Annotated in this window: 15 protein-coding genes; 7 read left to right on the top strand and 8 right to left on the bottom strand. The window is 70.9% G+C overall.

The window, feature by feature from the left end; translation table 11 throughout:
• Window positions 1-5: 5 nt before the first annotated feature.
• Both FHS23_RS08700 and FHS23_RS08695 read right to left on the bottom strand, forming a co-directional pair.
• Complete coding sequence (locus FHS23_RS08700) at window positions 6-2,372, bottom strand: ATP-binding domain-containing protein (protein WP_183651419.1); 2,367 nt, start codon at window positions 2,370-2,372, stop codon at window positions 6-8.
• A 122-nt stretch (window positions 2,373-2,494) separates the two neighbouring features.
• Entirely contained in the window at window positions 2,495-3,523 is a 1,029-nt protein-coding gene (locus FHS23_RS08695) for a heme o synthase (protein WP_183651416.1), read from the bottom strand.
• Window positions 3,524-4,122: 599 nt separating this feature from the next.
• On the opposite strand from FHS23_RS08695, the gene tkt reads away from it, so the two are divergent.
• The 7 genes from tkt (at window position 4,123) to FHS23_RS08660 (ending at window position 14,088) form a co-directional block, all read left to right on the top strand.
• Window positions 4,123-6,222 (top strand): transketolase, encoded by a 2,100-nt coding sequence (gene tkt, locus FHS23_RS08690; protein WP_183651413.1) that lies wholly within the window; start codon window positions 4,123-4,125, stop codon window positions 6,220-6,222.
• A 20-nt stretch (window positions 6,223-6,242) separates the two neighbouring features.
• Window positions 6,243-7,352, top strand: coding sequence for a transaldolase (gene tal, locus FHS23_RS08685; protein WP_183651410.1), 1,110 nt, complete (start codon window positions 6,243-6,245; stop codon window positions 7,350-7,352).
• 9 nt (window positions 7,353-7,361) lie between these two features.
• Window positions 7,362-8,969 carry a glucose-6-phosphate isomerase gene (locus tag FHS23_RS08680; protein ID WP_183651407.1) on the top strand — a complete coding sequence of 536 codons (1,608 nt, stop codon included), beginning with the start codon at window positions 7,362-7,364 and terminating at the stop codon, window positions 8,967-8,969.
• Window positions 8,966-10,495, top strand: coding sequence for a glucose-6-phosphate dehydrogenase (gene zwf / locus FHS23_RS08675; protein ID WP_183651404.1), 1,530 nt, complete (start codon window positions 8,966-8,968; stop codon window positions 10,493-10,495). Before FHS23_RS08680 ends, zwf begins: the two co-directional genes overlap by 4 nt.
• A gap of 227 nt (window positions 10,496-10,722) precedes the next feature.
• Complete coding sequence (opcA, locus tag FHS23_RS08670; protein ID WP_183651401.1) at window positions 10,723-11,889, top strand: glucose-6-phosphate dehydrogenase assembly protein OpcA; 1,167 nt, start codon at window positions 10,723-10,725, stop codon at window positions 11,887-11,889.
• Window positions 11,886-12,659, top strand: a complete 774-nt coding sequence (gene pgl, locus FHS23_RS08665; RefSeq protein WP_183651396.1) for a 6-phosphogluconolactonase — start codon at window positions 11,886-11,888, stop codon at window positions 12,657-12,659. Before opcA ends, pgl begins: the two co-directional genes overlap by 4 nt.
• A 163-nt stretch (window positions 12,660-12,822) precedes the next feature.
• Window positions 12,823-14,088 (top strand): sensor histidine kinase, encoded by a 1,266-nt coding sequence (locus FHS23_RS08660; protein ID WP_183651393.1) that lies wholly within the window; start codon window positions 12,823-12,825, stop codon window positions 14,086-14,088.
• Between the two features lie 117 nt (window positions 14,089-14,205).
• On the opposite strand, the gene FHS23_RS08655 is transcribed toward FHS23_RS08660, so the two are convergent.
• The 6 genes from FHS23_RS08655 to FHS23_RS08630 all read right to left on the bottom strand — a co-directional run bounded on the left by FHS23_RS08655 (window position 14,206) and on the right by FHS23_RS08630 (window position 22,702).
• The gene (locus tag FHS23_RS08655; RefSeq protein WP_183651390.1) at window positions 14,206-14,553 is read right to left on the bottom strand and encodes an RNA polymerase-binding protein RbpA; all 348 of its coding nucleotides are present in this window, start codon (window positions 14,551-14,553) and stop codon (window positions 14,206-14,208) included.
• 48 nt (window positions 14,554-14,601) lie between these two features.
• Window positions 14,602-14,832 (bottom strand): preprotein translocase subunit SecG, encoded by a 231-nt coding sequence (secG, locus tag FHS23_RS08650; RefSeq protein ID WP_183651387.1) that lies wholly within the window; start codon window positions 14,830-14,832, stop codon window positions 14,602-14,604.
• A gap of 59 nt (window positions 14,833-14,891) precedes the next feature.
• Window positions 14,892-15,677: a triose-phosphate isomerase gene (gene tpiA / locus FHS23_RS08645; protein WP_183651384.1), complete on the bottom strand. Its 786-nt coding sequence runs from the start codon at window positions 15,675-15,677 to the stop codon at window positions 14,892-14,894.
• Between the two features lie 120 nt (window positions 15,678-15,797).
• A complete protein-coding gene (locus FHS23_RS08640; RefSeq protein ID WP_183651381.1) occupies window positions 15,798-17,003 on the bottom strand; it encodes a phosphoglycerate kinase in 1,206 nt (401 codons plus the stop codon).
• A gap of 3 nt (window positions 17,004-17,006) precedes the next feature.
• A complete protein-coding gene (gene gap / locus FHS23_RS08635) occupies window positions 17,007-18,011 on the bottom strand; it encodes a type I glyceraldehyde-3-phosphate dehydrogenase (protein ID WP_183651378.1) in 1,005 nt (334 codons plus the stop codon).
• A gap of 248 nt (window positions 18,012-18,259) precedes the next feature.
• Window positions 18,260-22,702, bottom strand: a complete 4,443-nt coding sequence (locus FHS23_RS08630; RefSeq protein WP_183651363.1) for a hypothetical protein — start codon at window positions 22,700-22,702, stop codon at window positions 18,260-18,262.
• Window positions 22,703-22,704: the final 2 nt, after the last annotated feature.

Here is a 22,704-nt window from a genome sequence, read left to right as displayed (position 1 = left end):
CCCCGTCACCGGGCGGTTTGCGCACCTGACACCGCGCTCTCGAGCGCGGTGGGCACCGGCCCGGTGTGCACGATCCCGAGCCGTTGCGTGGCACGTGTGAGCGCAACGTACAGGTCGTTCAGACCGCGCGGCGACTCGGCGATGATCTCGTCGGGTGCCACGACGACGACCGAGTCGAACTCCAGTCCCTTCGCCCGGCCCACGGTCAGCACCGACACGCGCTCGGTGTCGATCGCCGCCGAGTCGAACGTCACATCCGCCAGCGTCTCGGGCACGACGACGGCGACCGTGCCGCCGTCCACTTCGGCCAGCTCGCCGTCCACAACGGACTTCAGCGTCGTGGCCACGTCGCTGCGGTCGGCACAGCACTGCCACGGCCGCACCCCGGTGTCGCGAACGGACTGCGGTGCCCGCAGCTGCGGATCGATCGCCGCGAGTACTCCCGCGGCGACGTCCATCACCTCGGTGGGCGTCCGGTAGTTCACGGTCAGCTCGCGCAACCGCCAGCGGTCGCCCACGTACGGCGAGAGCACCTCGTCCCACGATGAGGTGCCGCCGCGGGAGCCGGTCTGCGACACGTCGCCGACCAGCGTCATCGACCGGCTCGGGCAACGCCGCATCAACGTGCGCCAGTCCATCGCCGACAGTTCCTGCGCCTCGTCGACGATGACGTGCCCGAACGTCCACGTCCGGTCCCGCGCGGCCCGCTGGGCCGCGGTCAGGTTGCTGCGGGCCTCCTGCCGCTCGGCGATCATTTCGGCGTCGAGGACGTCCCGCACCCGGATCTGGTCCTCGTCGAGGATCTCGTCGTCCTGTTCGAGCACGTGCAGCACGCCCTCGGCGTAGGCGCGTTCCTCGCGTTCCCTGCGCTCACGGCGCTGCCGGGCCTCGGTGTCGTCCTCGCCCAACAGCTCGGCCAGCTCGTCGAGCAGCGGCACGTCGGCGGGGGTCCACCACGAGCCGGGCCTGCGCAGCAGCGTGTCCCGGTCGGCGGCGGGCAGCGCCCCGTCGGCGGCCGACGCCAGCCGATCGGCGTCGGTCAGCAGGTCGGCCAGCAGTTCCTGCGGCGTCAGCTTCGGCCACAGCGTGTGCAGCGCAGTCCGTACCGCGCGGTCCTCGGTCAGCTCCTGCCGGATCGTGGCGTAGTCGCGCTCGTCCAGCAGCACGCCGTCGTCGGCCTCGTCCTCGGTCAGCGGGATCTCGGGGACGTCGTCGAGCACGCTCGACTCGAGCCGGGACACGGCCTGCTCGGCGAGCGCGTCCAGCACGGTGTCGACGAACACGCGGCGTGCCACGTTGTGCGGCTTCAGGGTGGCCCGCGCCTTCTCCCGTGCCCGTTCGGCCGTGCGCCGGTCCAACGTGAGCACGTCGTTGTCCTCGGCGTCGATGCGCATCACGTCGTCGGGCACGGTCTGCCGATCCCGCACGGCCTGCGCGAGCACGTCCGCCATGTCGATACGGCCCTTCACCTCCGCGACCTCCGGGGTGTCGGTGCCGACGGCCTCGAGCCCGGGGAAGAGCTCACCGACCGTGGCCAGCAGCACGCCCGTCTCGCCCAGCGACGGCAACACCTGCCCGATGTAGCGCAGGAACGTGCTGTTCGGCCCGACGACCAGCACGCCGCGGGTGGTGAGCTGCCTGCGGTAGGTGTAGAGCAGGTAGGCGGCGCGGTGCAGAGCGACGGCGGTCTTGCCGGTGCCGGGGCCGCCCTGGACGACGAGCACCCCGCCCATGTCGGCGCGGATGATGCGGTCCTGCTCGGCCTGGATGGTCGCGACGATGTCGCTCATCTCGCCCGTGCGGCGGCGCTCCAGAGCCGACAGCAGCGCCGCCTCGCCCGCCAGGCCGAGGTGGTCACTGCCGGCCTCGGCGCCGAGGTCGAGCACCTCGTCGTCCACATCCACGACACGCCGGGTCAGGGTGCGCAGGTGCCTGCGCCTGCGCACGCCGTCCGGCGACGCCGCGGTGGCCAGGTAGAACGGGCGCGCCACCGGAGCACGCCAGTCGATCAACAACGGGCGGTAGTCGTCGGACTCGTCGAACAGCCCCAGCCTGCCGATGTACAGCGGCGATTCGACGTCTCCACGGGAGAGCCGCTCGTCGGTGAAGTCGAGCCGGCCGAAGCACAGGCCCTGTTCGACCGACTTCAGCTGTGTCATGCGGTCGCTGTAGGTGGCCGTCGCGGCCTCGCGTTCGGCCTGCGCCTGCGGTTCGCCGTCGTCGACGGCACGGAGGCTGTCCTCGAGCCTGCGGGCGACGAGTTCGCGCTCGGCGTCCAACGCGGCGTACAGGCCGGTGACGTACTCCTGTTCCTCGGCGATCGCGGTGGTCTTACCGGTTTCGGGGGCCCGATCGTCGGCGGACACGGACAAGGGCGGCGCCTTTCGGACGTGGGGAGGGTTCGGCCGAGGTTCAACGACCGCGGCCGCGCATGAATTCCCGGGAGGCGCGGTGAGTAACCCACCCGCCCCGATCCCTCACGGCGGAAGGGGAGTCAGAACGGCAGGCCGAGCACCGGCATGCCGATCGCCGCGTCGACGGCGAGCGCGACGAACACGATCATCAGGTACGTGTTGGACCGGTGGAACAGCGCCATCGGCTTCGTCTCACGGCCGCGCTTGACGGCCGCGTACAGACTGTGGGCGTAGAAGAGGAACCACGCGCCCGCCAGCCCGGCGAAGGCCGTGTACAGCCAGCTCGTGGCGGGCACGAGCAGCAGCGTCCAGCCGACCATTACCCACGAGTAGATGACGATCTGCTTGGCGACGTGGAGCGGGCTCGCGACGACGGGCAGCATCGGCACCCCGGCGCGCTCGTAGTCCTCGCGGTACTTCATCCCGAGCGCCCACGTGTGCGGGGGCGTCCAGAAGAAGATGACGCCGAACATGACGAACGCGGGCCATTCGACGGTGCCGGTCACCGCGGCCCAGCCGATCACGACCGGCATGCAGCCCGCGGCGCCGCCCCAGACGACGTTCTGCGGAGTCCGCCGCTTGAGCCCGAGCGTGTAGACGAAGATGTAGAACAGGATCGTCGCGATCGCGAGCAATCCCGCCAGCAGGTTGACCGTGCCGTAGAGCAGCGCGAACGATGCGACACCGAGGGCGAGCCCGAAGATCAGCGCGTTGGTCCGCGGCACGGTGTCCCGCACGAGCGGCCGCTTCTTCGTGCGGTTCATGACCTTGTCGATGTCGGCGTCGACCACGCAGTTGAGCGCGTTGGCACTGCCTGCCGCCATCGTGCCGCCGACGAGCGTCGCGAGCAGCAGCCACGGGTTCGGGATCTCCCGGCCCGCCAGGAACATCGCGGGGATGGTGGTGACGAGCAGCAGCTCGATCACGCGCGGCTTGGCCAGCGCGGCGTACGCCGCGATCGCACCGCGCACGCCACGCCCGCCGCCGGACGGCCCACCGTCGGCGCCGGCGGCGCCTCCGGCCGGGTCGGCACCGTCGACGTTGCTGTTGCCGGCGCTGGTGTGACCACTGCGCCCATGCGGCGGATGCGCAGCGTGCACCAACGACATGTCGCTCCCTGCGTCAGATTCGGGTCGGACCGTGACGGCGCGAACACCGCACGGCGCGGGTCGGCCGTTTCCGTGACAAAGGGTAGTAGAGGCCCGGCCGGTCCCGGCGGACGGCACCCCGGGGCGCAGCGCACGTCACATCCGCGACTCCCCCGGCGAGGCCGGGACACCGGTCGTGTCACACCGGCGCGCCCGAGGGCGGCGCCACTGCGTGCGGACTAGGCTGATCGCGTCGGCGACGGGGCCGACATCCACCCGGCGAGCACCATGGGCATGCGGCGCCTGATCGATTAAGATCACAGTGACGATGTCCACGCGGTCGCAGCACGTACCCGTCCGGCACCGGACCCGGCGCGCGGTGGCGCGTGGGAACGGTGTACGTGGGAACAACAGGAACGCGGACCGCCGACGCGCGGGCCGCGACCCGGCCGGGCAGCACCACGGTCCGGACGGCACCGTGCACACAGCAGCACCAGCGGTGTGCGCCGGACCACAACGTGCGGGTGTGCGAAAGCCGCCGGTGTGGAAGCACCGCGACTGTCGGCACACGACGTGCGTCGAAACAGCTTCAACCAAAGACGATCAGGAGCCGAGTTCTAGTGTCGGAAAACGCCTCGACCGCGGAGAACAACCCCTTGCTGCGCCGGAACTACCCGGCCGACTGGGCCGATGTCGACACCCGCGCCGTGGACACCGTCCGCGTTCTCGCCGCCGACGCGGTCGAGCATTGCGGCAGCGGCCACCCCGGCACGGCGATGAGCCTGGCACCGGCGGCCTACTCGCTGTTCCAGCGCATCATGCGGCACGACCCGGCCGATCCGGAGTGGCCCGCGCGTGACCGGTTCGTGCTGTCGGCGGGCCACTCGAGCCTCACGCTGTACATCCAGCTGTTCCTCGCGGGCTACGGCCTCGAGATGGCCGACCTCGAGCAGCTGCGGAAGTGGGAGTCGAGGACCCCGGGCCACCCGGAGTACCGGCACACCCCGGGCGTCGAGACGACGACCGGTCCGCTCGGCCAGGGCCTGGCGAACGCCGTGGGCATGGCCATGGCCGCCCGCCGCGAGCGCGGCCTGCTCGACCCGGAGAGCCCGGCGGGCGAGAGCCCGTTCGACCACCACGTCTACGTGATCGCCTCCGACGGTGACATCGAGGAGGGCGTCACGTCCGAAGCCTCCTCGATCGCCGGCAGGCAGGAGCTCGGCAACCTGGTGGTGATCTACGACGACAACAAGATCTCCATCGAGGACGACACGAACGTCGCGCTGTCCGAGGACACCGCCAAGCGCTACGAGGCCTACGGCTGGCACGTGCAGGTCCTCGAGGGCGGCGAGGACGTCGTGGCGTTCGAGGACGCGATCGCCGCGGCGAAGGCCGAGACGGACAAGCCGTCGTTCATCCTGCTGCGCACCGTGATCGGCTACCCGGCGCCGACGAAGATGGACACCGGCAAGGCCCACGGCGCCGCGCTCGGCGCCGACGAGGTCGCCGCCGTGAAGAAGGCACTCGACTTCGACCCGGAGCGCAGCTTCGTGATCGAGGACGAGGTCCTGGCCCACACGCGCCGGGCCCAGGAGCGCGGCAAGACCGAGCACGCGCAGTGGCAGGAGCGCTTCGACGTCTGGGCCGCGAAGAACCCGGAGCGCAAGCAGCTCGCCGACCGGCTGCGTACCCGGTCGCTGCCGGAGGGCTGGGCCGAAAAGCTGCCGACGTGGGAGCCCGACGAGAAGGGCGTGGCCACGCGCAAGGCGTCCGGCCAGGTCCTCAACGCGGTCGCCGACGTCCTGCCGGAACTGTGGGGCGGCTCGGCCGACCTGGCCGAGAGCAACAACACGATCATCAACGACTCCGACTCGTTCGGCCCGGAGTCCGCGTCGACGGACATGTTCACGATGAACCCGTACGGCCGGAACCTGCACTTCGGCGTGCGCGAACACGCGATGGGCTCGATCCTCAACGGCATCGCCCTGCACGGCGGCACCCGCCCGTACGGCGCGACGTTCCTCATCTTCAGCGACTACATGCGCCCTGCCGTGCGTTTGGCCGCGCTGATGAAGGCGCCCGTCACCTACGTGTGGACGCACGATTCGATCGGTCTCGGCGAGGACGGGCCGACCCACCAGCCGATCGAGCACCTGTCCGCGCTCCGCGCGATCCCGGGCCTGAGCGTGGCACGGCCTGCCGACGCCAACGAGACGGCCGCCGCGTGGAAGGCCGCGCTCGAGGACATCCACCACCCGACGGGCCTGGCCCTCACCCGGCAGAACGTCCCGGTGCTCGAAGGCACGAACGCCGACGGAGTCGCCAAGGGCGGTTACGTGTTGGCAGAGGCCTCCAACGGCAACCCGGAGGTCGTGTTCATCGCGACCGGTTCCGAGGTACAGCTGGCCGTCGAGGCCAGGGCGACCCTCGAGGCCGACGGCGTCGCGGCGAGCGTCGTGTCGATGCCGTGTGTCGAGTGGTTCGACCGGCAGGACCAGGCCTACCGCGACGCCGTGATCCCGCCGACCGTGAAGGCGCGGGTCGCCGTCGAGGCGGGCATCGCCCAGCCGTGGCACCGGTTCGTCGGCGACGGCGGCGAGGTCGTCTCGATCGAGCACTTCGGCGCCTCCGCCGACTACAAGACACTGTTCCGTGAGTTCGGTTTCACCGCGGAGGCCGTGGTCGCCGCGGCCCGCCGCGCGCTGGACAAGAACTCCTGACCGGATTGGGGAATTCTTCGATGAGCACCAACCTTGCGGCTCTGTCCCAGGCCGGCGTGTCGATCTGGCTCGACGACCTGTCCCGCGAACGGATCACCTCCGGAAACCTCGCCGAGCTGATCCGCGACAAGCACGTCGTGGGCGTCACCACGAACCCGACGATCTTCGCGGGCGCACTGTCCGACGGCGAGGCCTACGACGAGCAGGTCCGCGAGCTCGCGGACCGTGGCGCCGACGTGCACGCGGCGGTGCGCGAGCTGACCACCACCGACGTGCGCAACGCCGCGGACGCGTTCCGCGACGTGTACACGGCCACCGACGGCGTGGACGGCCGCGTGTCGATCGAGGTCGACCCCGGCCTGGCGCGCAACACCGACCAGACCGTCGCCGAGGCCGCCGACCTGTGGAAGGCGGTGGACCGGCCGAACGTGCTGGTCAAGATCCCCGCCACCGAGGAGGGCCTGCCCGCGATCACGAAGACGCTCGCCCAGGGCATCAGCGTCAACGTCACGTTGATCTTCTCGGTCGAGCGGTACCGCGCCGTGATCGACGCCTACTTCGCCGGTCTCGAGCAGGCCAAGGCCAACGGTCACGACCTGTCGTCGATCCACTCGGTCGCCTCGTTCTTCGTGTCCCGTGTCGACAGCGAGATCGACAAGCGCCTCGAGGCGATCGGCACCGACGAGGCCCTGGGCCTGCGCGGTGAGGCCGCCATCGCCAACGCGCGGCTCGCCTACGCCGCCTACGAGGAGCTGCTGGCCTCCGATCGCTGGCGGGCCCTCGAGGCCGAGGGCGCCAACCCGCAGCGCCCGCTGTGGGCCTCGACCGGCGTGAAGAGCCCGGACTACTCCGACACGCGCTACGTCGACGGGCTCGTCGTCTCCGGCACTGTCAACACGATGCCGGAATCCACGCTGGAGGCCGCGGCCGACCACGCGAACGTCACGGGCGACACGGTGTCCGGCACGGCCGAGCAGGCGCAGGCGGTGTTCGACAAGCTCTCCGCTGCGGGCATCGACATCACCGACGTGTTCGTCACGCTCGAGAACGACGGCGTGGACAAATTCGACAAGTCGTGGTCCGAGTTGCTCGAGACCGTGTCCGGCCAGCTCCAGAAGGCGAAGGGCTGAGGCGCGGACATGAGCGCTCAACAGATCGGGATCAATCTGGATCCCGCACTCGAAGCCGCCGCAGCGCCGCGGCTCAACGCGCTGGTGAGTGACGGAGTGGCGGGCAGGCTCGCCGCCCAGGACTCCACGCTGTGGGGCCCGGCCGCCGAGGCCGAGGCCTCGACCCGCCTGTCGTGGACGACGCTGCACCGCACGTCGCGCCCGCTCATCGGTGAGATCGAGGCCCTCCGCAACGAGCTGCGCTCGGAAGGCGTGGACCGTGTGGTGCTCGCCGGCATGGGCGGGTCGTCGCTCGCGCCGGAGGTCATCACCGCCACCGAGGGCGTGGCGCTCACGGTCCTCGACACCACCGATCCCGCCCAGGTCGCGGACGCGCTCGCGGGCGACCTGGACCGGACCGTGCTGGTGGTGTCGTCGAAGTCGGGCACGACCGTCGAGACCGACAGCCACCGTCGGGTGTTCGTGGCCGCCTTCGAGGAGGAGGGCATCGACCCCGCGCGGCGCATCGTCGTCGTCACCGATCCGGGTTCACCGCTGGCCGAGCTGGAACAGTGCCGGAAGGTGTTCCTCGCCGACCCGCACGTGGGCGGCCGGTACTCGGCGCTGACGGCGTTCGGCCTCGTGCCTGCGGGCCTGGCAGGCGCGGACGTCGCGCGACTGCTCGACCAGGCGACGCTCGTCGCCGACGCGGTGGCCGCGGACACGCGCGACAATCCGGCACTGCGACTCGGTGCGGCGTTCGGCGCCGCCCACGACGACGGTGCCGAGAAGCTCGTGCTCGCCGACACGGGATCGGGCATCACCGGGTTCGGCGACTGGGCCGAGCAGCTCATCGCCGAGTCCACGGGTAAGCAGGGCACGGGGCTCCTGCCCGTCGTCGTCGACGCTCCGGACGCGCCCGGCTTCGGCGACGCGGGCAAGGACGCCACGCCGGTGGCGATCGGCCCGTCGACGGGCGGCTCGCGGATCGCGGCGGAGGGCCCGCTCGGGGCGCAGTTCCTGGTGTGGGAGTCGGCCGTCGCAGTGGCGGGCAGGCTGCTCGGGATCGACCCGTTCGACCAGCCCGACGTCGAGGCCGCCAAGAAGGCCGCCCGGTCACTGCTCGACGACCCGGACACGCTGGGCGCCACGTCCGCACCGGCGGCCGTGGTGGGCGCGGTGGAGGTGCACGCCTCCACGGGCACGAGCGCCGAAGGCTCGCTGGCCGACATCCTGCGGGAGTTCACCGACACGGTCCCCGACGGTGGCTACCTCGCCGTGCAGGCCTACCTCGACCGGCTCGACGACGCGTCCGCGGCGCTGTTGCGCCCGGAACTCGCCAAGCGCACCGGCATGCAGACCACGTTCGGCTGGGGTCCACGGTTCCTCCACTCGACGGGCCAGTACCACAAGGGCGGCCACCAGAACGGCGTGTTCCTGCAGATCACCGGCGCGTCGGAGGAGGACCTGCAGGTACCGGACCGTCCCTACACGTTGGGCACGCTCCAGCTGGCGCAGGCGCTCGGCGACGCTCAGGTGCTCGCCGACCACGGCAGGCCCGTGCTGCGGCTGCACCTGACCGATCGGGCCGCGGGCCTCGCTGAAGTCGTGCGTGCCGTACAGGAGCTCGATCGATGACGAGTAGCTGGGCCAATCCGCTCCGCGACGCCAGGGACAAACGGCTCCCCCGCATCGCCGGGCCGTCCAGCCTGGTGATTTTCGGCGTCACGGGCGACTTGTCCCGCAAGAAGCTGATGCCGGCGATCTACGACCTGGCCCACCGCGGGCTGCTGCCCCCGGGCTTCTCACTCATCGGATTCGCCCGCCGCGAGTGGGAGAACCAGGACTTCGGCGAGGTGGTCCACGACGCCGTCGCCGAGTACGCCCGGACGCCGTTCCGCGAGTCGGTCTGGAACCGGCTCGCGGAAGGCATCCGGTTCGTACAGGGCACGTTCGACGACGACGACGCGTTCGACCGGCTGGCCCAGACCGTGCACGACCTGGACGCCGAACGCGGCACGGGCGGCAACACGGCGTTCTACCTGTCGATACCGCCGTGGGCGTTCCCCATCGTGACCAAGCAGCTCTCCCGCAGCGGGCTCGCCGACTGCGACGCCGACACGTGGCGCCGCGTGGTGATCGAGAAACCGTTCGGTCACGACCTCGCCAGTGCCCAGGAGCTCAACGCCGTGGTGAACCACGTCTTCCCCGAGGAGTCGGTGTTCCGCATCGACCACTATCTCGGCAAGGAGACGGTGCAGAACATCATGGCGCTGCGGTTCGCGAACCAGTTGTTCGAACCGCTGTGGAACGCTCACTACGTCGACCACGTGCAGATCACGATGGCCGAGGACATCGGCCTCGGCGGCCGGGCCGCGTACTACGACGGCATCGGCGCGGCCCGTGACGTGATCCAGAACCACCTGCTGCAACTGCTCGCACTGACGGCGATGGAGGAGCCGGTCTCGTTCGAGCCGGGCGCGCTGCGGGCCGAGAAGGTCAAGGTGCTGGGCGCGACGAAGCCGGTCGGCCCGTTCGACGAGACGACGGCGGCCGGACAGTACTCCGGCGGCTGGCAGGGCGGCAAGAAGGTTCCCGGGCTGTCCCAGGAGGCGGGGTTCCGTAAGGAGTCGACGACCGAGACCTACGCGGCGGTGACGCTCGAGGTGCAGAACCGCCGGTGGGCGGGCGTGCCGTTCTACCTGCGCACCGGTAAGCGGCTGGGCAGGCGGGTGACGGAGATCGCCGTGGTCTTCAAGCGGGCACCGCACCTGCCGTTCGACTCCACCGCGACCGAGGAGCTCGGCGAGAACGCCCTCGTCATCCGGGTGCAGCCGGACGAGGGCGTGACGATGCGGTTCGGGTCGAAGGTTCCGGGCACGACCATGGAGGTCCGGGACGTCACGATGGACTTCGGCTACGGCCATTCGTTCACCGAGAGCTCGCCGGAGGCCTACGAGCGGCTGATCCTCGACGTCCTGCTGGGCGAGCCGTCGCTGTTCCCCGTGAACGAAGAGGTCGAGCTGTCCTGGAAGATCCTCGACCCGATCCTGCAGCACTGGGCCGAACAGGGCAGTCCCGAGCCGTACGCGCCCGGCAGCTGGGGTCCGCCGTCGGCGGACCGGATGCTGGAGCGCACAGGCCGCAACTGGAGGCGCCCGTGATCCATCCTTGCGTAGCCCTCGATCGCGGGGGGCCGACCGGGTGCGGGTGCCCCGCAGAACACTGGAGGCGCCCGTGATCCATCCTTGCGTAATCCTCGATCGCGGGGGGCCGACCGGGTGCGGGTGCCCCGCACAACACTGGAGGCGCCCGTGATCCATCCTTGCGTAATCCTCGATCGCGGGGGGCCGACCGGGTGCGGGTGCCCCGCACAACACTGGAGGCGCCCGTGATCATCGATCTGCCGTCGACGACGACGTCGCAGCTGAACAAGAAAATGGTCGAGCTGCGGGAACGCGGCGGCGCGGTCGCGCTGGGCCGGGTCCTGACGCTGGTGATCGTCGCGGAGGACGACGAGCAGCTCGAGGATGCGATCGACGCGGCGAACGAGGCGAGCCGCGAGCATCCGTCGCGGGTGATCGTCGTGGCGAAGGGTGTCCGTACGGCGGCGCCGCGCATCGACGGTCAGATCCGCGTCGGCGGTGACGCGGGCGCGAGCGAGGTCGTCGTGCTCCGGCTGTACGGTCCGCTGGCGAATCAGGGGCAGAGCGCGGTGGTGCCGCTGCTGCTGCCCGACGCGCCCATCGTGACGTGGTGGCCGAGCAACGGTCCCAAGTCGCCGCTGAAGGATCCCCTCGGCAGGCTGGCCCAGCGGCGGATCACCGATTCGGCGGCCGAGAAGAATCCGATCCGGTCACTGCTGGCCCGGTCGAAGGCCTACGCCGAGGGTGACACCGACATGGCCTGGACCCGGCTGACGCACTGGCGGGCACAGCTGGCCGGGGCGCTGGATCTGCCGCCGTACGAACAGGTGACGGGCGCGACGGTCACCGGCGAGGCCGATTCGCCGTCGACGGAGCTGCTCGCGGGCTGGCTGGCCGCGTATCTGGACGTTCCGGTGAAGCGGGTCAGGACCTCCGAGGCACAAGGCATCCTGTCGGTGACGCTGGACCGTCCGTCGGGCCCCGTGTCGATCGAACGTCCCGACGGGCGTACGGGCACGCTCACGCAGCCGGGCCAGCCGACGCGGAAGGTGGCCCTCCACCGCCGCGACAACCGGGACTGCCTGGTCGAGGAGCTCCGGCGGCTCGATTCGGACGCGGTGTACGAGGCGTCACTGCACGGTCTGGCCAAGCTGTCGGGTGCCCGCAACCGCGGTTCGTCCTCGGCCGCCGAGACGTCGACGTCGGCTGCACAGAAGTCCTCGGACACCCGGTCGGCCTCGGATTCGAAGTCGGCGTCGGATTCGAAGTCGGGTTCGAGATCCAAGACGAAGTCCGGGTCGTCGGGCAAGTCCACGTCGTCGAAGTCGACGGCGTCCACGGCGAAGGCATCGAAGTCGAAGACGTCCTCCGCGAAGCGGAGCGCCGCGAAGACCGGGAAGGGCCGCACATGACCACCACCTCGCAGACGGGCGAGGTCGTCGTCCACTCCGATGCCGACGTGCTGGCCGCGGCGACCGCCGCACGGCTGATCACGGCCCTCGCCGATGCGCAGGCGGCCCGTGGGTCGGCGTCGGTGGTGCTCACCGGTGGCGGTACGGGTATCGCGATCCTCGAGTACGTGCGCCACTCCCCTGCCAGGGACGCGGTCGACTGGTCACGGCTCGACGTGTTCTGGGGCGACGACCGGTTCGTCCCGGCCGACGACCCGGAGCGCAACGAGAGACAGGCGCGGGAGGCGCTGCTCGACCACGTACCGGTCGACCGCGCCCGGGTCCACGCCATGGCGCCGTCGGACGGCGAGTTCGGCGACGACCCCGACGCCGCGGCGGCGGCCTACGCCCGGGTGCTGGCCGCCACGGCCACCGACGGTGACGTCCCGGCGTTCGACGTGATGATCCTGGGCCTCGGCGGTGAGGGCCACACCGCCTCGATCTTCCCCGACACGCCCGCGGCCCACGAGACCGAGCGGTCGGTGGTCGCGGTGCGGGACTGTCCCAAGCCGCCGCCGACGCGGGTGTCGTTGACCTTCCCGGCGATCCGGCGGGCCACCGAGGTGTGGCTGGTGACCGCGGGGGCTGCGAAGGCGGATGCGGTCGCCGCGGCGCACCGCGGCTCGGGTGAGATCGCGCTGCCGGTTGCGGGTGCCCGCGGCACCGAGCGGACACGGTGGCTGCTCGACACCGAGGCCGCAGCAGGACTCTCCTGGTCACAGCACGTGTAGGAGCGCTACCCACAGGTGTGATGCCGCCTGCACATGCAGGTGGCATCACACGAAAATCTCATGCGCGGTGCGTTAACATCCGCACACTTTTTCCCGAATAGGGAGACACTTCGGGGCAGAATGTCCTCTCATGGTGAGGTCCACAAGACGAGAGGTCTCGACCATGACCACAGAGGGAACGTTTCTCCCTGACGTCTCGCTTCAGGGCCCGCGCTCCGTGGCACACCGCGTACGCCTCGCGTTCTCCGCCATCCGAAACTCGCTGACGACCTTGTGGAGCCGCACCGGGGTCCGGAGCACCGTCATCGACGCCTCGGTGTTCCTGATCGCCGTTCTGGACGTGTGGCTCGTAGTTCCCGACGACGCACCGACGTACTCGGTGTATCTGTCGGCCCTCAGTTGCGGCGCCCTGCTGCTGCGCCGCTGGTTCCCCTTCACGGTGCTGCTGCTCGCCACGCCCGGGTTCATGGCAGGTTGGGCGCAGGTCGCCGCCATGATGGCGCTCGGATTCCTGGCCACCCGCAAGCAGACCCACTGGCAGGTCTGGGTCGGCGCCTGGCTGGTCTGGATGTGCCGTTTCATCCTGTGGCCCCTCGACGAGTTCGTCGCCCTGAGCTGGCAGCTCCACGCGCTCGACGTCATCTACAGCACGGTCGTGGCGGGGATGCCGCTGGCGATCGGACTGCTCATCGGCGCGCGGCAGCAACTGGCCACCCGGCTGGCCGAACTGGCCGCGAGCCGCGACCGCGAACGCAAACTGCACGCCGAGATGGTGCGGGCCGAGGAACGCACCCGGCTGGCCAGAGAGATGCACGACGTCGTGTCGCACAACATCACGCTCATCGCGATGCAGGCAGGCGTGCTCACGGCGGCAGCGCCGGGCGGGGAGGCGGAACGTACCGCACGCACCGTCCGTGAGCTGAGCACGCAGACGCTCGAAGAGCTTCGCGGCCTCGTCGGCCTGCTCCGGTCCGGCTCCGTCGACGACGACGGCCCCTCACCCAAGGTCTGCGAGATCCCCGACCTCGTGCAGGGCTGTCAGGTGCCGGTGAAGCTCCACCTCGACACGCTGCCCGCGCACGTACCCGACCAGGTATCGGCGGCGGCGTACCGAACGGTGCAGGAGTCGCTCACCAACGTCCGCAAGCACGCACCGGGCGCGACGACGGTGATCACGGTCTCGGCCGACGACGAAGCCCTGCACGTGGAGGTCCGCAACGACCCCCCTGCACGGGCGGCCGACAGTGGCCCCCTGCCATCGGGCGGCTACGGCCTCACGGGCCTGGCCGAGCGCGCCAGGAAGCTCGGCGGCACGGTCGAGTCGGCACCCACCTCGGACGGTGGCTTCTGCGTCACCGCGCGCTATCCCGTCAACACAGTCGACGACACGGCGGAGGACGCCGAGCCGATGGAGACCCCCACAGCCTGACGACCGGCGGCCCCTCAGACATGCGTTCGCCGGGTGACGGAACACTCCGTCACCCGGCGAACCCGGTTACGAACTCACTGCCGGAGGACCGGAGCGACGTGCGTGCGCGGTGCCCGTTCAGGCCCTGCCGCGGCGCTGGCGCAGCTTCTCCAGTGCCTCCTCGAGCAGGGCTTCGCCCTCCTCGTCGCTACGTCGTTCCTTGACGTATTCGAGATGGGACTTGAACGGCTCCGTCCGCCCCGCCGACGGCGGGTTCTGCACGTCCTGCCCACCGGGCAGACCGCATTTCGGACAGTCCCATTCGTCCGGGATCTCGGCGTCGAGCGCGAACGACAGCCGCGACTCGTGCCCGTTGGCGCACCAGTACGACACGACGCTCCGCGGCGCGGTCTCCCCGCGCTCGGATTCGCTCGACGGACCGGCCGCGCCGATGCGCGTCCCCCGGATCGCGTTACCGCCAACCATCAAACCTCACCCACCAGTAACCCGGCGTGCCCCGCGGCACGCGACCGATCAGAGTTTGAGGAGCAGGCCGAGCCCGATGATCGCGATGAGCCAGACTGCGGCGAGCCCGATCGTGACCTTGTCGAGGTTCGACTCGGCCCGGCTCGAGCCGGCCAGGCTGGCCTGCATCCCGCCACCGAACAAGGACGACAGTCCCCCACCGCGGCCACGGTGCAGCAGCACCGCGATGATCAGCAGAACGCTGGTCACGACCAACAAGATTTGCAGGAACAGTTGCATGTCATCCTCTGTCTACTGCGGGTGGCGAGGGCACCCAGAGTAGCGGGTGCCACACGCGGTCAGGGTAGCGGGCCTCCAGCGGCCATCGCGCAGAGTTTCGTGAATTCATCGCCGTCGAGACTGGCGCCGCCGACGAGCGCACCGTCCACGTTCTCACAGCCGATGAGCTCCGCGATGTTGCCCGACTTCACCGAGCCACCGTAGAGGACGCGCACTCCGGCGGCGAGGTCGGCACCGTACTTCTCGGCCAGTGCGCTGCGCAGCGCGGCGCACACCTCTTCCGCGTCCGCGGGCGTCGCGACCCGGCCCGTGCCGATCGCCCACACCGGCTCGTACGCGACCACGATGTCGGCCACCTGCTCGCTCTTCAGCCCCTTCAGGCCTTCGATGAGCTGCGTGGTGGTGTGCGTGATGTGGTCACCGGCCTCCCGGACCTCGAGCGGCTCACCGACGCACAGGATCGGAGTCAGCTCGTTCTTGAGCGCGGCTCGCACCTTCTTGTTGACGACCTCGTCGCTCTCGTCGTGGTGCTCGCGCCGCTCCGAGTGGCCGATCACCGCGTAGGTGCAGCCGAGCTTGGCGAGCATCGACGCCGACACCTCACCGGTGTAGGCGCCGGACGCGTGCTGCGACACGTCCTGCGCGCCGTAGGTGAGCAGCAGCTTGTCGCCGTCGACGAGCGTCTGCACGCTGCGGATGTCGGTGAACGGCGGAATGACCGCCACGTCCACCTTCGAGTAGTACTTCTCCGGCAGCGAGAAGGCGATCTTCTGCACCAGGGCGATGGCCTCGAGGTGGTTCAGATTCATCTTCCAGTTGCCGGCTACGAGCGGCTTGCGGGTCACGCCTGCACCTCACGGATCACGAGTCGGACGGGGAATGGGACTTCTCGGGGATGTGTACCGAGGGCACGTGCCGTACGGCAAGTGCCCTCGGTACGCCCCAGGGCGCGCCGAGCCTGCAGGTCACTCGCTCAAGACCGCCACGCCGGGCAGGTCCTTGCCTTCCAGGTACTCCAACGAGGCTCCGCCGCCGGTGGAGATGTGCGAGAACCCGTCCTCGGGCAGTCCGAGCTGCCGCACCGCGGCCGCCGAGTCGCCGCCGCCGACGACGCTGAAGGCGTCGCCGTCGGCGACGGCCTGCGCCACGCCGCGGGTACCGCCCGCGAACGGTGCCATCTCGAACACACCCATCGGGCCGTTCCAGAACACGGTCTTCGCCGAGCCGACGGCGTCGGCGAACCGGCGCACCGACTCCGGGCCGATGTCGAGGCCCATCCAGCCGTCCTCGATCTCGCCCGCCGCGACCGTGCGGGTGGCGGCGTCGGCGGAGAATGCGTCCGCGGCGACGACGTCGACCGGCAGCATGAGCTTGTCGCCCGCCTCGGCCAGCAGCCGCTTGCACGTGTCGACCATGTCCGCCTCGAGCAGGGAGCCGCCGACCCCCTGGCCCTGCGCGGCGAGGAACGTGAAGCACATGCCGCCGCCGACCAGCAGCCGGTCGACCTTCGGCAGCAGCGCCTCGATGACGGCGAGCTTGTCGGAGACCTTCGAACCGCCCAGCACCACGGCGTACGGCCGCTGCGGGTCACCGGTCAGGGTGCGCAGCACCTCGAGCTCGGAGAGCACGAGCCCACCCGCGTAGGCGGGCAGCTCGCGGGCGACGTCGTAGACGGACGCCTGCTTGCGGTGCACCACGCCGAAACCGTCGGACACGAAGGCGGCGCCGGAGCCGACCAGCGAGGCCAGCTCGCGGGCCAGTGCGGCGCGTTCGTCGGCGTCCTTGCTCGTCTCCCGGGGGTCGAACCGGACGTTCTCCACCATGGCGACCTGGCCGTCGGCCAGGCTCGCCGTGACGTCGCGTGCCTCGCGCCCCACGACGTCGCCGGCGAGCGGGACGTCGCTGCCGAGGAGTTCACCGAGGCGCGCGGCGACGGGACGGAGCGAGTACGTGTCGTCGGGTGCGCCCTTGGGCCTGCCCAGGTGCGCGGTGACGACCACTCGCGCGCCCGCCTCGGCGAGGCGGCGGATGGTCGGCAGGGCGGCACGAACCCGGCCGTCGTCGGTGATGGTGGCGCCGTCGAGCGGCACGTTCAGGTCCGACCGGACCAACACGTGCCGCCCCGCGACTCCCCCGTCGGCTACCAGATCGTCGAGTGACTTGACCGCCATGGCTCAGGACAGCTTCGAGCCGATGAGGTTCACGGCGTCGGCGAGGCGGCTGGAGTAGCCCCACTCGTTGTCGTACCAGCCGATGACCTTGACCTGGTTGCCGATCACCTTCGTCAGCGGCGCGTCGTAGATGCAGGACGCCGGGTCGGTGACGATGTCGGAGGAGACGATCGGCTCGTCGCTGTAGCGCAGGATGCCCTGCAGCGGGCCCGCGGCCGCCGCCTGGTAGGCCTCGTTGATGGCCTCGACGCTGGCGCTCTTCGACAGCGTGACCGTGAGGTCCGTCGACGAACCGGTCGGCACCGGCACGCGCAGCGCGTAGCCGTCGAGCTTGCCGTTGAGCTCCGGCAGGACGAGGCCGATGGCCTTCGCGGCGCCCGTGCCCGTCGGCACGATGTTCAGCGCGGCGGCGCGGGCACGGCGCAGGTCCTTGTGCGGGCCGTCCTGCAGGTTCTGGTCGGCCGTGTAGGCGTGGACCGTGGTCATCAGGCCCTGCTCGATGCCGAAGCTGTCGTTCAGCACCTTGGCGAGCGGGCCGAGGCAGTTCGTGGTGCAGGACGCGTTCGAGATGATGGTCTGCGAACCGTCGTACTGGCCGTCGTTGACACCCAGCACGACCGTCAGGTCCTCACCCTTGGCCGGGGCCGACACCAGGACCTTCTTGGCACCGCCCGCGAGGTGGGCCTTGGCGTCGTCGGCGTTGGTGAAGAAGCCGGTGGATTCGACGACCACGTCGACACCCAGCTCGCCCCACGGCAGCTTCGCCGGGTCGCGCTCGGCGAGCGCCTTGATCGTCTTGCCGCCGACGACGATGCCCTCGTCGGACGTGGTGACCTCTTCCGGGTAACGGCCGAGCACGCTGTCGTACTTGAGCAGGTGGGCCATCGTGGAGACGTCGCCGAGATCGTTGAACGCGACGACCTCGATGTCATGGCCGCTGGCCGCCGCGGCACGGAAGAAGTTGCGGCCGATCCGGCCGAAGCCGTTGACGCCTACGCGAACCGTCACGTCTGCTCTCTCCTCACAGTGTTCTCGACCCGGCACCTACGGCCGGCTTGCACATCGTTGGGACGCCCACACCCTAGCGCGGCGACCAGTCCCCACCCGGATACCCCGCACGAGACGTGGCGCACCTTGAACCTTGCAGAAATCGTTCACGATCGCCCACGTCACATCGCCCGGTCAGGTCCGCCGGGGGTCACACACCGTGTCCAGCGGCGACCCCGACCGAAACCGGCGTCTCGCGGGGCACTGCGTCAGCCCGCAGCCGATTTCGTGTACACGCGGGTGGACGTCAGCCGGGCCGTGCCGTCCGGTTCGGGGAGCTCGTCGAGTTGTTTCTTCATCGTGGCGTCGACCGACAGATACTTGCGACCCGCACGCAGGTCGGCGTCGTTGCGGAGCCGCACGATCAGCGGGAACTCCGCCAGTGCGCCCGCATCGAACAGCCCGGTCGTGTAGACCAGCTGCACACCCAGGGCACTCGCGACGGCACGCTGCAGTTCGAGCAGATACCCGGCCGAGGCGCGGCCGATCGGATTGTCGAGGAACAGCACGCCCGAATGTGGGTTCCGCATCCGGCCGCGGTTGTTGGCCCGCAGTGCCGCGAGGGTGCAGTACAGGATGATCGCCGCGGTGAGCTGCTGACCGCCGGAGAACACGTCCCGGATCTCCGACACGCGCTGACGCTCGGTGCGGAGCACGGAGTCCGGTTTGAGCATGTCCACCCGGAAGCCCTTCGGCACGGCGGCACGCACCCCGCGCAGCAGCAGCGACAACCCGTCGCGTTTCACGTCCCGGCCGTCGGCGGTCTTGCCGACAGCTGCCTCGTCGACGACCTCGCCGAGGGCCGTGGCCAGGTCGGTGTCGTCGAGCTCGGTGAAACGGATGCGGAGGAAATCCTGCCCGGACCAGTCGCCGAGGCCGTCCGGCAGCCGAGAGACGCGCTGTGCCGAGCGCAGCGTGCGGATCGCGCCTTCGACCATGCTCTGCAGTCGGGTGACGATGCCGGAGCGGTGGCGGTCGATCTGCGCCAGGTCGTCGGTGAGCGTCCGCAGCCGCGGCCGCAGCGCGTCGGCCCACTCCTCGGCGTGTTCGGGGAGGCGGTCGCGGCGGACCGACACGACCTGCTGCCGCACCGGCGTGTCCAGCTGCTCGAACCGCTTCTCGGTGGCGTACTGGGCCAGTGTGTCGGCGGCGGCGCGCACACGTGTCGCCGCCTCGTCGACCTGCTGCTGCGCAGACGTGAGCCGTCCGGTCAGCTCGGTGGCTCTGGCCTGGGCCTCCTCCACGTCACCGTCGAACGTCCGCGGCGGTTCGCCGGACGGCACATGTGCCGCCAGCGTCTCGGCCAGCAACCGGAACCCCGAGGCGCTCTGCTTCGCCGTGTCGAGGGAGGCCTGTGCGGCCGCGTACCGCTCCCGCAGCTCCTCCCATTCCCGGGCGGCGGCCGACACCTGGTCGGCGGCCTCCTCGATGAGTTCCCGGCCGTGGTCGACGTCGCGCGGCCGTTCCGTGCTGTCCACCGGCCCCGACGGCGACGGCAGTTGTTCGAGCTCGGCCGTGCGGGTGGCGAGCCGGCCGATCACCTCGGTGCGTTCCGCCTCGAGGGTCTCCACGGCCCGCACCGCTCGCGCCTGGGCGGCCGCACGGGCCGACGAGTCGGAGCCGTCGGGGGTGTCGAGCAGTTCGGCCGCGCGCAGCCGCACGTCCTCGTCGAGGTTCTCCAGCGCCGCCCTGGCCGCCGACTCGGCCGCCTCGGCCTGCTCCAGCTCGGCCCGCAGGTCACCGCCCACCTCGACCCTCGCGTAGGCCTCGGACGCCGACGTGAACGCCCGCCGCAGCGCGTCCACCGGTTCGTCGGGTACCGGCTCGTCGGCCGACACCGCCCCGCCGCCGGGCACCTCGGCCAGCTCGCCGCGCGCCGTGGTCGCGGTGCGCCGGCGGCCGTCGGCCGTGCGCCGGTGTTCGGCCACCTGGTCCCGCAGCCGGGCTGCCCGCGCCGCGGCGTCCTCCGACCGCTGCTCCGCCAGCGCGGCCGTCTCCCTGGCGCGCTGCGCCTCCTCGGTCCACTGCGGCATCCGGCCGGCCCTGCCCGCGAGGTCCTCGAGCGTGCGGGCGACGTCCTCGGCCCGGCGGGCCTCCGCCCGCAGCGCCGGAATCCGCTCCCGCAGCCCGTCCCGCTTCTCGGTCAGCCGCGCAGCGGTGCGTTCCGCCTCGTCGGCGTGCTGTTCGGCCGCCTCCCGCGCGGTCTCGGCCTCCTGGGCACGCTCGGCCAGGACGGCGATGCTGCCGGGCGGGTAGTCCTCGCGCCAGGCCGTGAGCTTCCACGTCAGGGCGGCGTCGTGGCCGATCGACTCCTCCAGCTCGGCGAGCCTGCGCTGCCGGTCGTGCTGGCGCCTGCTGATGGCCTCGCGTTCGGCGTCGGCGGCGTCCTCGTCGTACATCGCCGGGTTCGGCGGCACGAGGAACGCCACGCCGGGCGCCTCACCCAGGTCACGGTCGGCCAGCGCCGCGGTGGTGCCGACGGCGATCGCCGCACCGGGCAGCAGTCGGTGCTCGGTGAGGACCTCCTCGGCCCTGTCGAGCTGCGCCGGGTCGTTCACCAGCACCCCCGACACGAGCTGCGGCGCCCGTCGCACGGCATCGGCCCGCGTCGACGGATCCAACGTCGACAGGTAACGCCAGCCGGACCACGCCGTGATGCCCGCCTGCTCGAGCACCTCCAGCGCGGCCTGCAGCTCCTCGGGCGCGGGCAGCAGACCACCCGAACCGAGCGCCCCCAGCGCACGTTCGTCCCGCGACTCCTCCATCCGCAGGGTCGTCTGCTCGCGTTCCGCCTCCCCACGAGCCTCGGCGAGCCGCTCCAGCACCGCGGGCGTATCGGTCTCCAACGTGACCGTGTCGGTGCCGAGCAGTTCGGCCAGCCGCGGCTCGGCGGCGAGCGCGTCGGTACGGCGGTGTGCACGCGTGAGCTCCTCGGCCGCGCGCTGGGCGCGGTCCCGTGCGCCTGCCGCCTCGCGCTGACCCTCGTGGGCCGCGGTCTGGGCGGCTCCGAGTTCCTCGGCGACCCGCTCCAGCTCGGCCTCTCTGCGGGAGAGTTCGGCGGTCGCTTCCTCCCCCTCGGCGACCGCCGTCCGTGCCGCCTCGGCCACGTCCGCCCCGTGGCTCAGCAGTCCGTCGGCGGTGGTGCGGGTGATCTCCGCCCGCACCTCCTCCAGTCGTGCGTCGAGCCCGTCGGCCTCGGCACGACGGTTCGCAGCGGCCGACGTCGCCTCGTCGCGTTCCCGCTGCGCCTCCTCCGCCTCGGCCTGCAGCTCCGTCGCCTGCCGGTCCGCCTCGTCGGCCTGCTCCTGCGCCTCCTGCGCCAGCCCGAGCAGGCCGCGCGCCAGCGCCGTCGCGGCGGCGTTCTTCGCCTCCAGCGCGGGCCGCGCCTTCTCCTCCCGGCTGCCGACGAGTTCGCGGATGTCGGCGGCCTTCCGGGTGGCGCCCAGCTGGGTCAGGACGGTCCCGGTCTCCCGCCACGCCTCGGCGAGGGTCTTCGCCTCCGCCAGCTCGGCGTCGATGCGTTCAGACTCGGCCTGCGCCTGGTCCCGCAGCATCGCGGCCACCTGCCTGCGCAGTTCGGTGAGCACGGCCTGCTTACGCCGGTGATCGCCCTCGGCGAGACGCTCCGCGTCGGCGACCTCCTGCACGTGCGCGGTCAGCGTCTCGAGCCGTTCGGACTCCGCGGCGTTACGGCCCGCCACCTCGCCGGCGAGGGTCTCGAGCTCGGCGCGCGCGGCGTCGGCGAGCTTGCGCGCGGCCGCCGCGAGCTTCTCCTCGTCGATCAGTGGGGTGAGCGCGTCCAGCGCACCGGCCACGAAGTCGCGTTCGGTCATCAACTCGCCGCGCTGAGCGAGATTGTCGGCGTAGGTGGCCAGGACGTCGGCGAGATCCCTCGGCTCGTCCTCGGTGATCACGGCGCGAAGCAGGAACTCCACGAAGGCCTCGTCGGTGTTGAACGCGAACGCGTCCGCCGCCTCGCCCTCGCCCGCGTTCATGGCGCGCTGGTAGCGGAACAGCTCCGTGTCCAGGCCGAGCTCGTCGAGGCGCTCGGTCCACTCGTGGTGCCTGCGGGTCCAGAACAGCTGCAGTTCCGGCACGTCACCGTGCAACGCCGTCATCCGGTCGTGGAAACCGGACATCGTCAACAGTTTGCCGTCGGCGGTCAGCGGCAGCGACTCGAGTCCGACGTCCGCGCCGGGGCGGAAGCAGTACCAGGAGTCGACGAGGTTCGCGGGATCCGACGAGGCCACGTGCCCACGCCATTCGGAGACCTTGCCGGTGATCAGCCGCTGCCCGGTCTCGACGTGCTGCCACTCGAGCACCACGTGGGCGACGTCCTTCCCACCGACGAACTTCTCCAGCACACGTGTGTTGGTCGTGCCGACGACCTGCCTGCGACCCGGCAGCATCACCGAGAAGATCAGCTTGATCAACACCGACTTCCCGCCGCCGTTCTCGAGGAACAGCACGCTCGCGGGCGCCGGACGACGCGGCGGTCCGTTCTCGGCGTGGTGGACCCCTGCGCCGAACAGCGCATCCTGCGTCGGCGCGGACACGACATCGCCGACGCCGGAGAAGTCCAGCACGACGTCCTGGTACCGCGCACCGCTGGGACCGACCGAGTGCAGGCGCACCCGCGACAGCTCGTACATCC

Source organism: Prauserella isguenensis, assembly GCF_014191605.1.
Taxonomy (GTDB): Bacteria; Actinomycetota; Actinomycetes; order Mycobacteriales; family Pseudonocardiaceae; genus Prauserella; species Prauserella isguenensis.
Note: the sequence above shows the minus strand (reverse complement) of the source record. Positions and strands in the feature narration are given on the sequence as shown.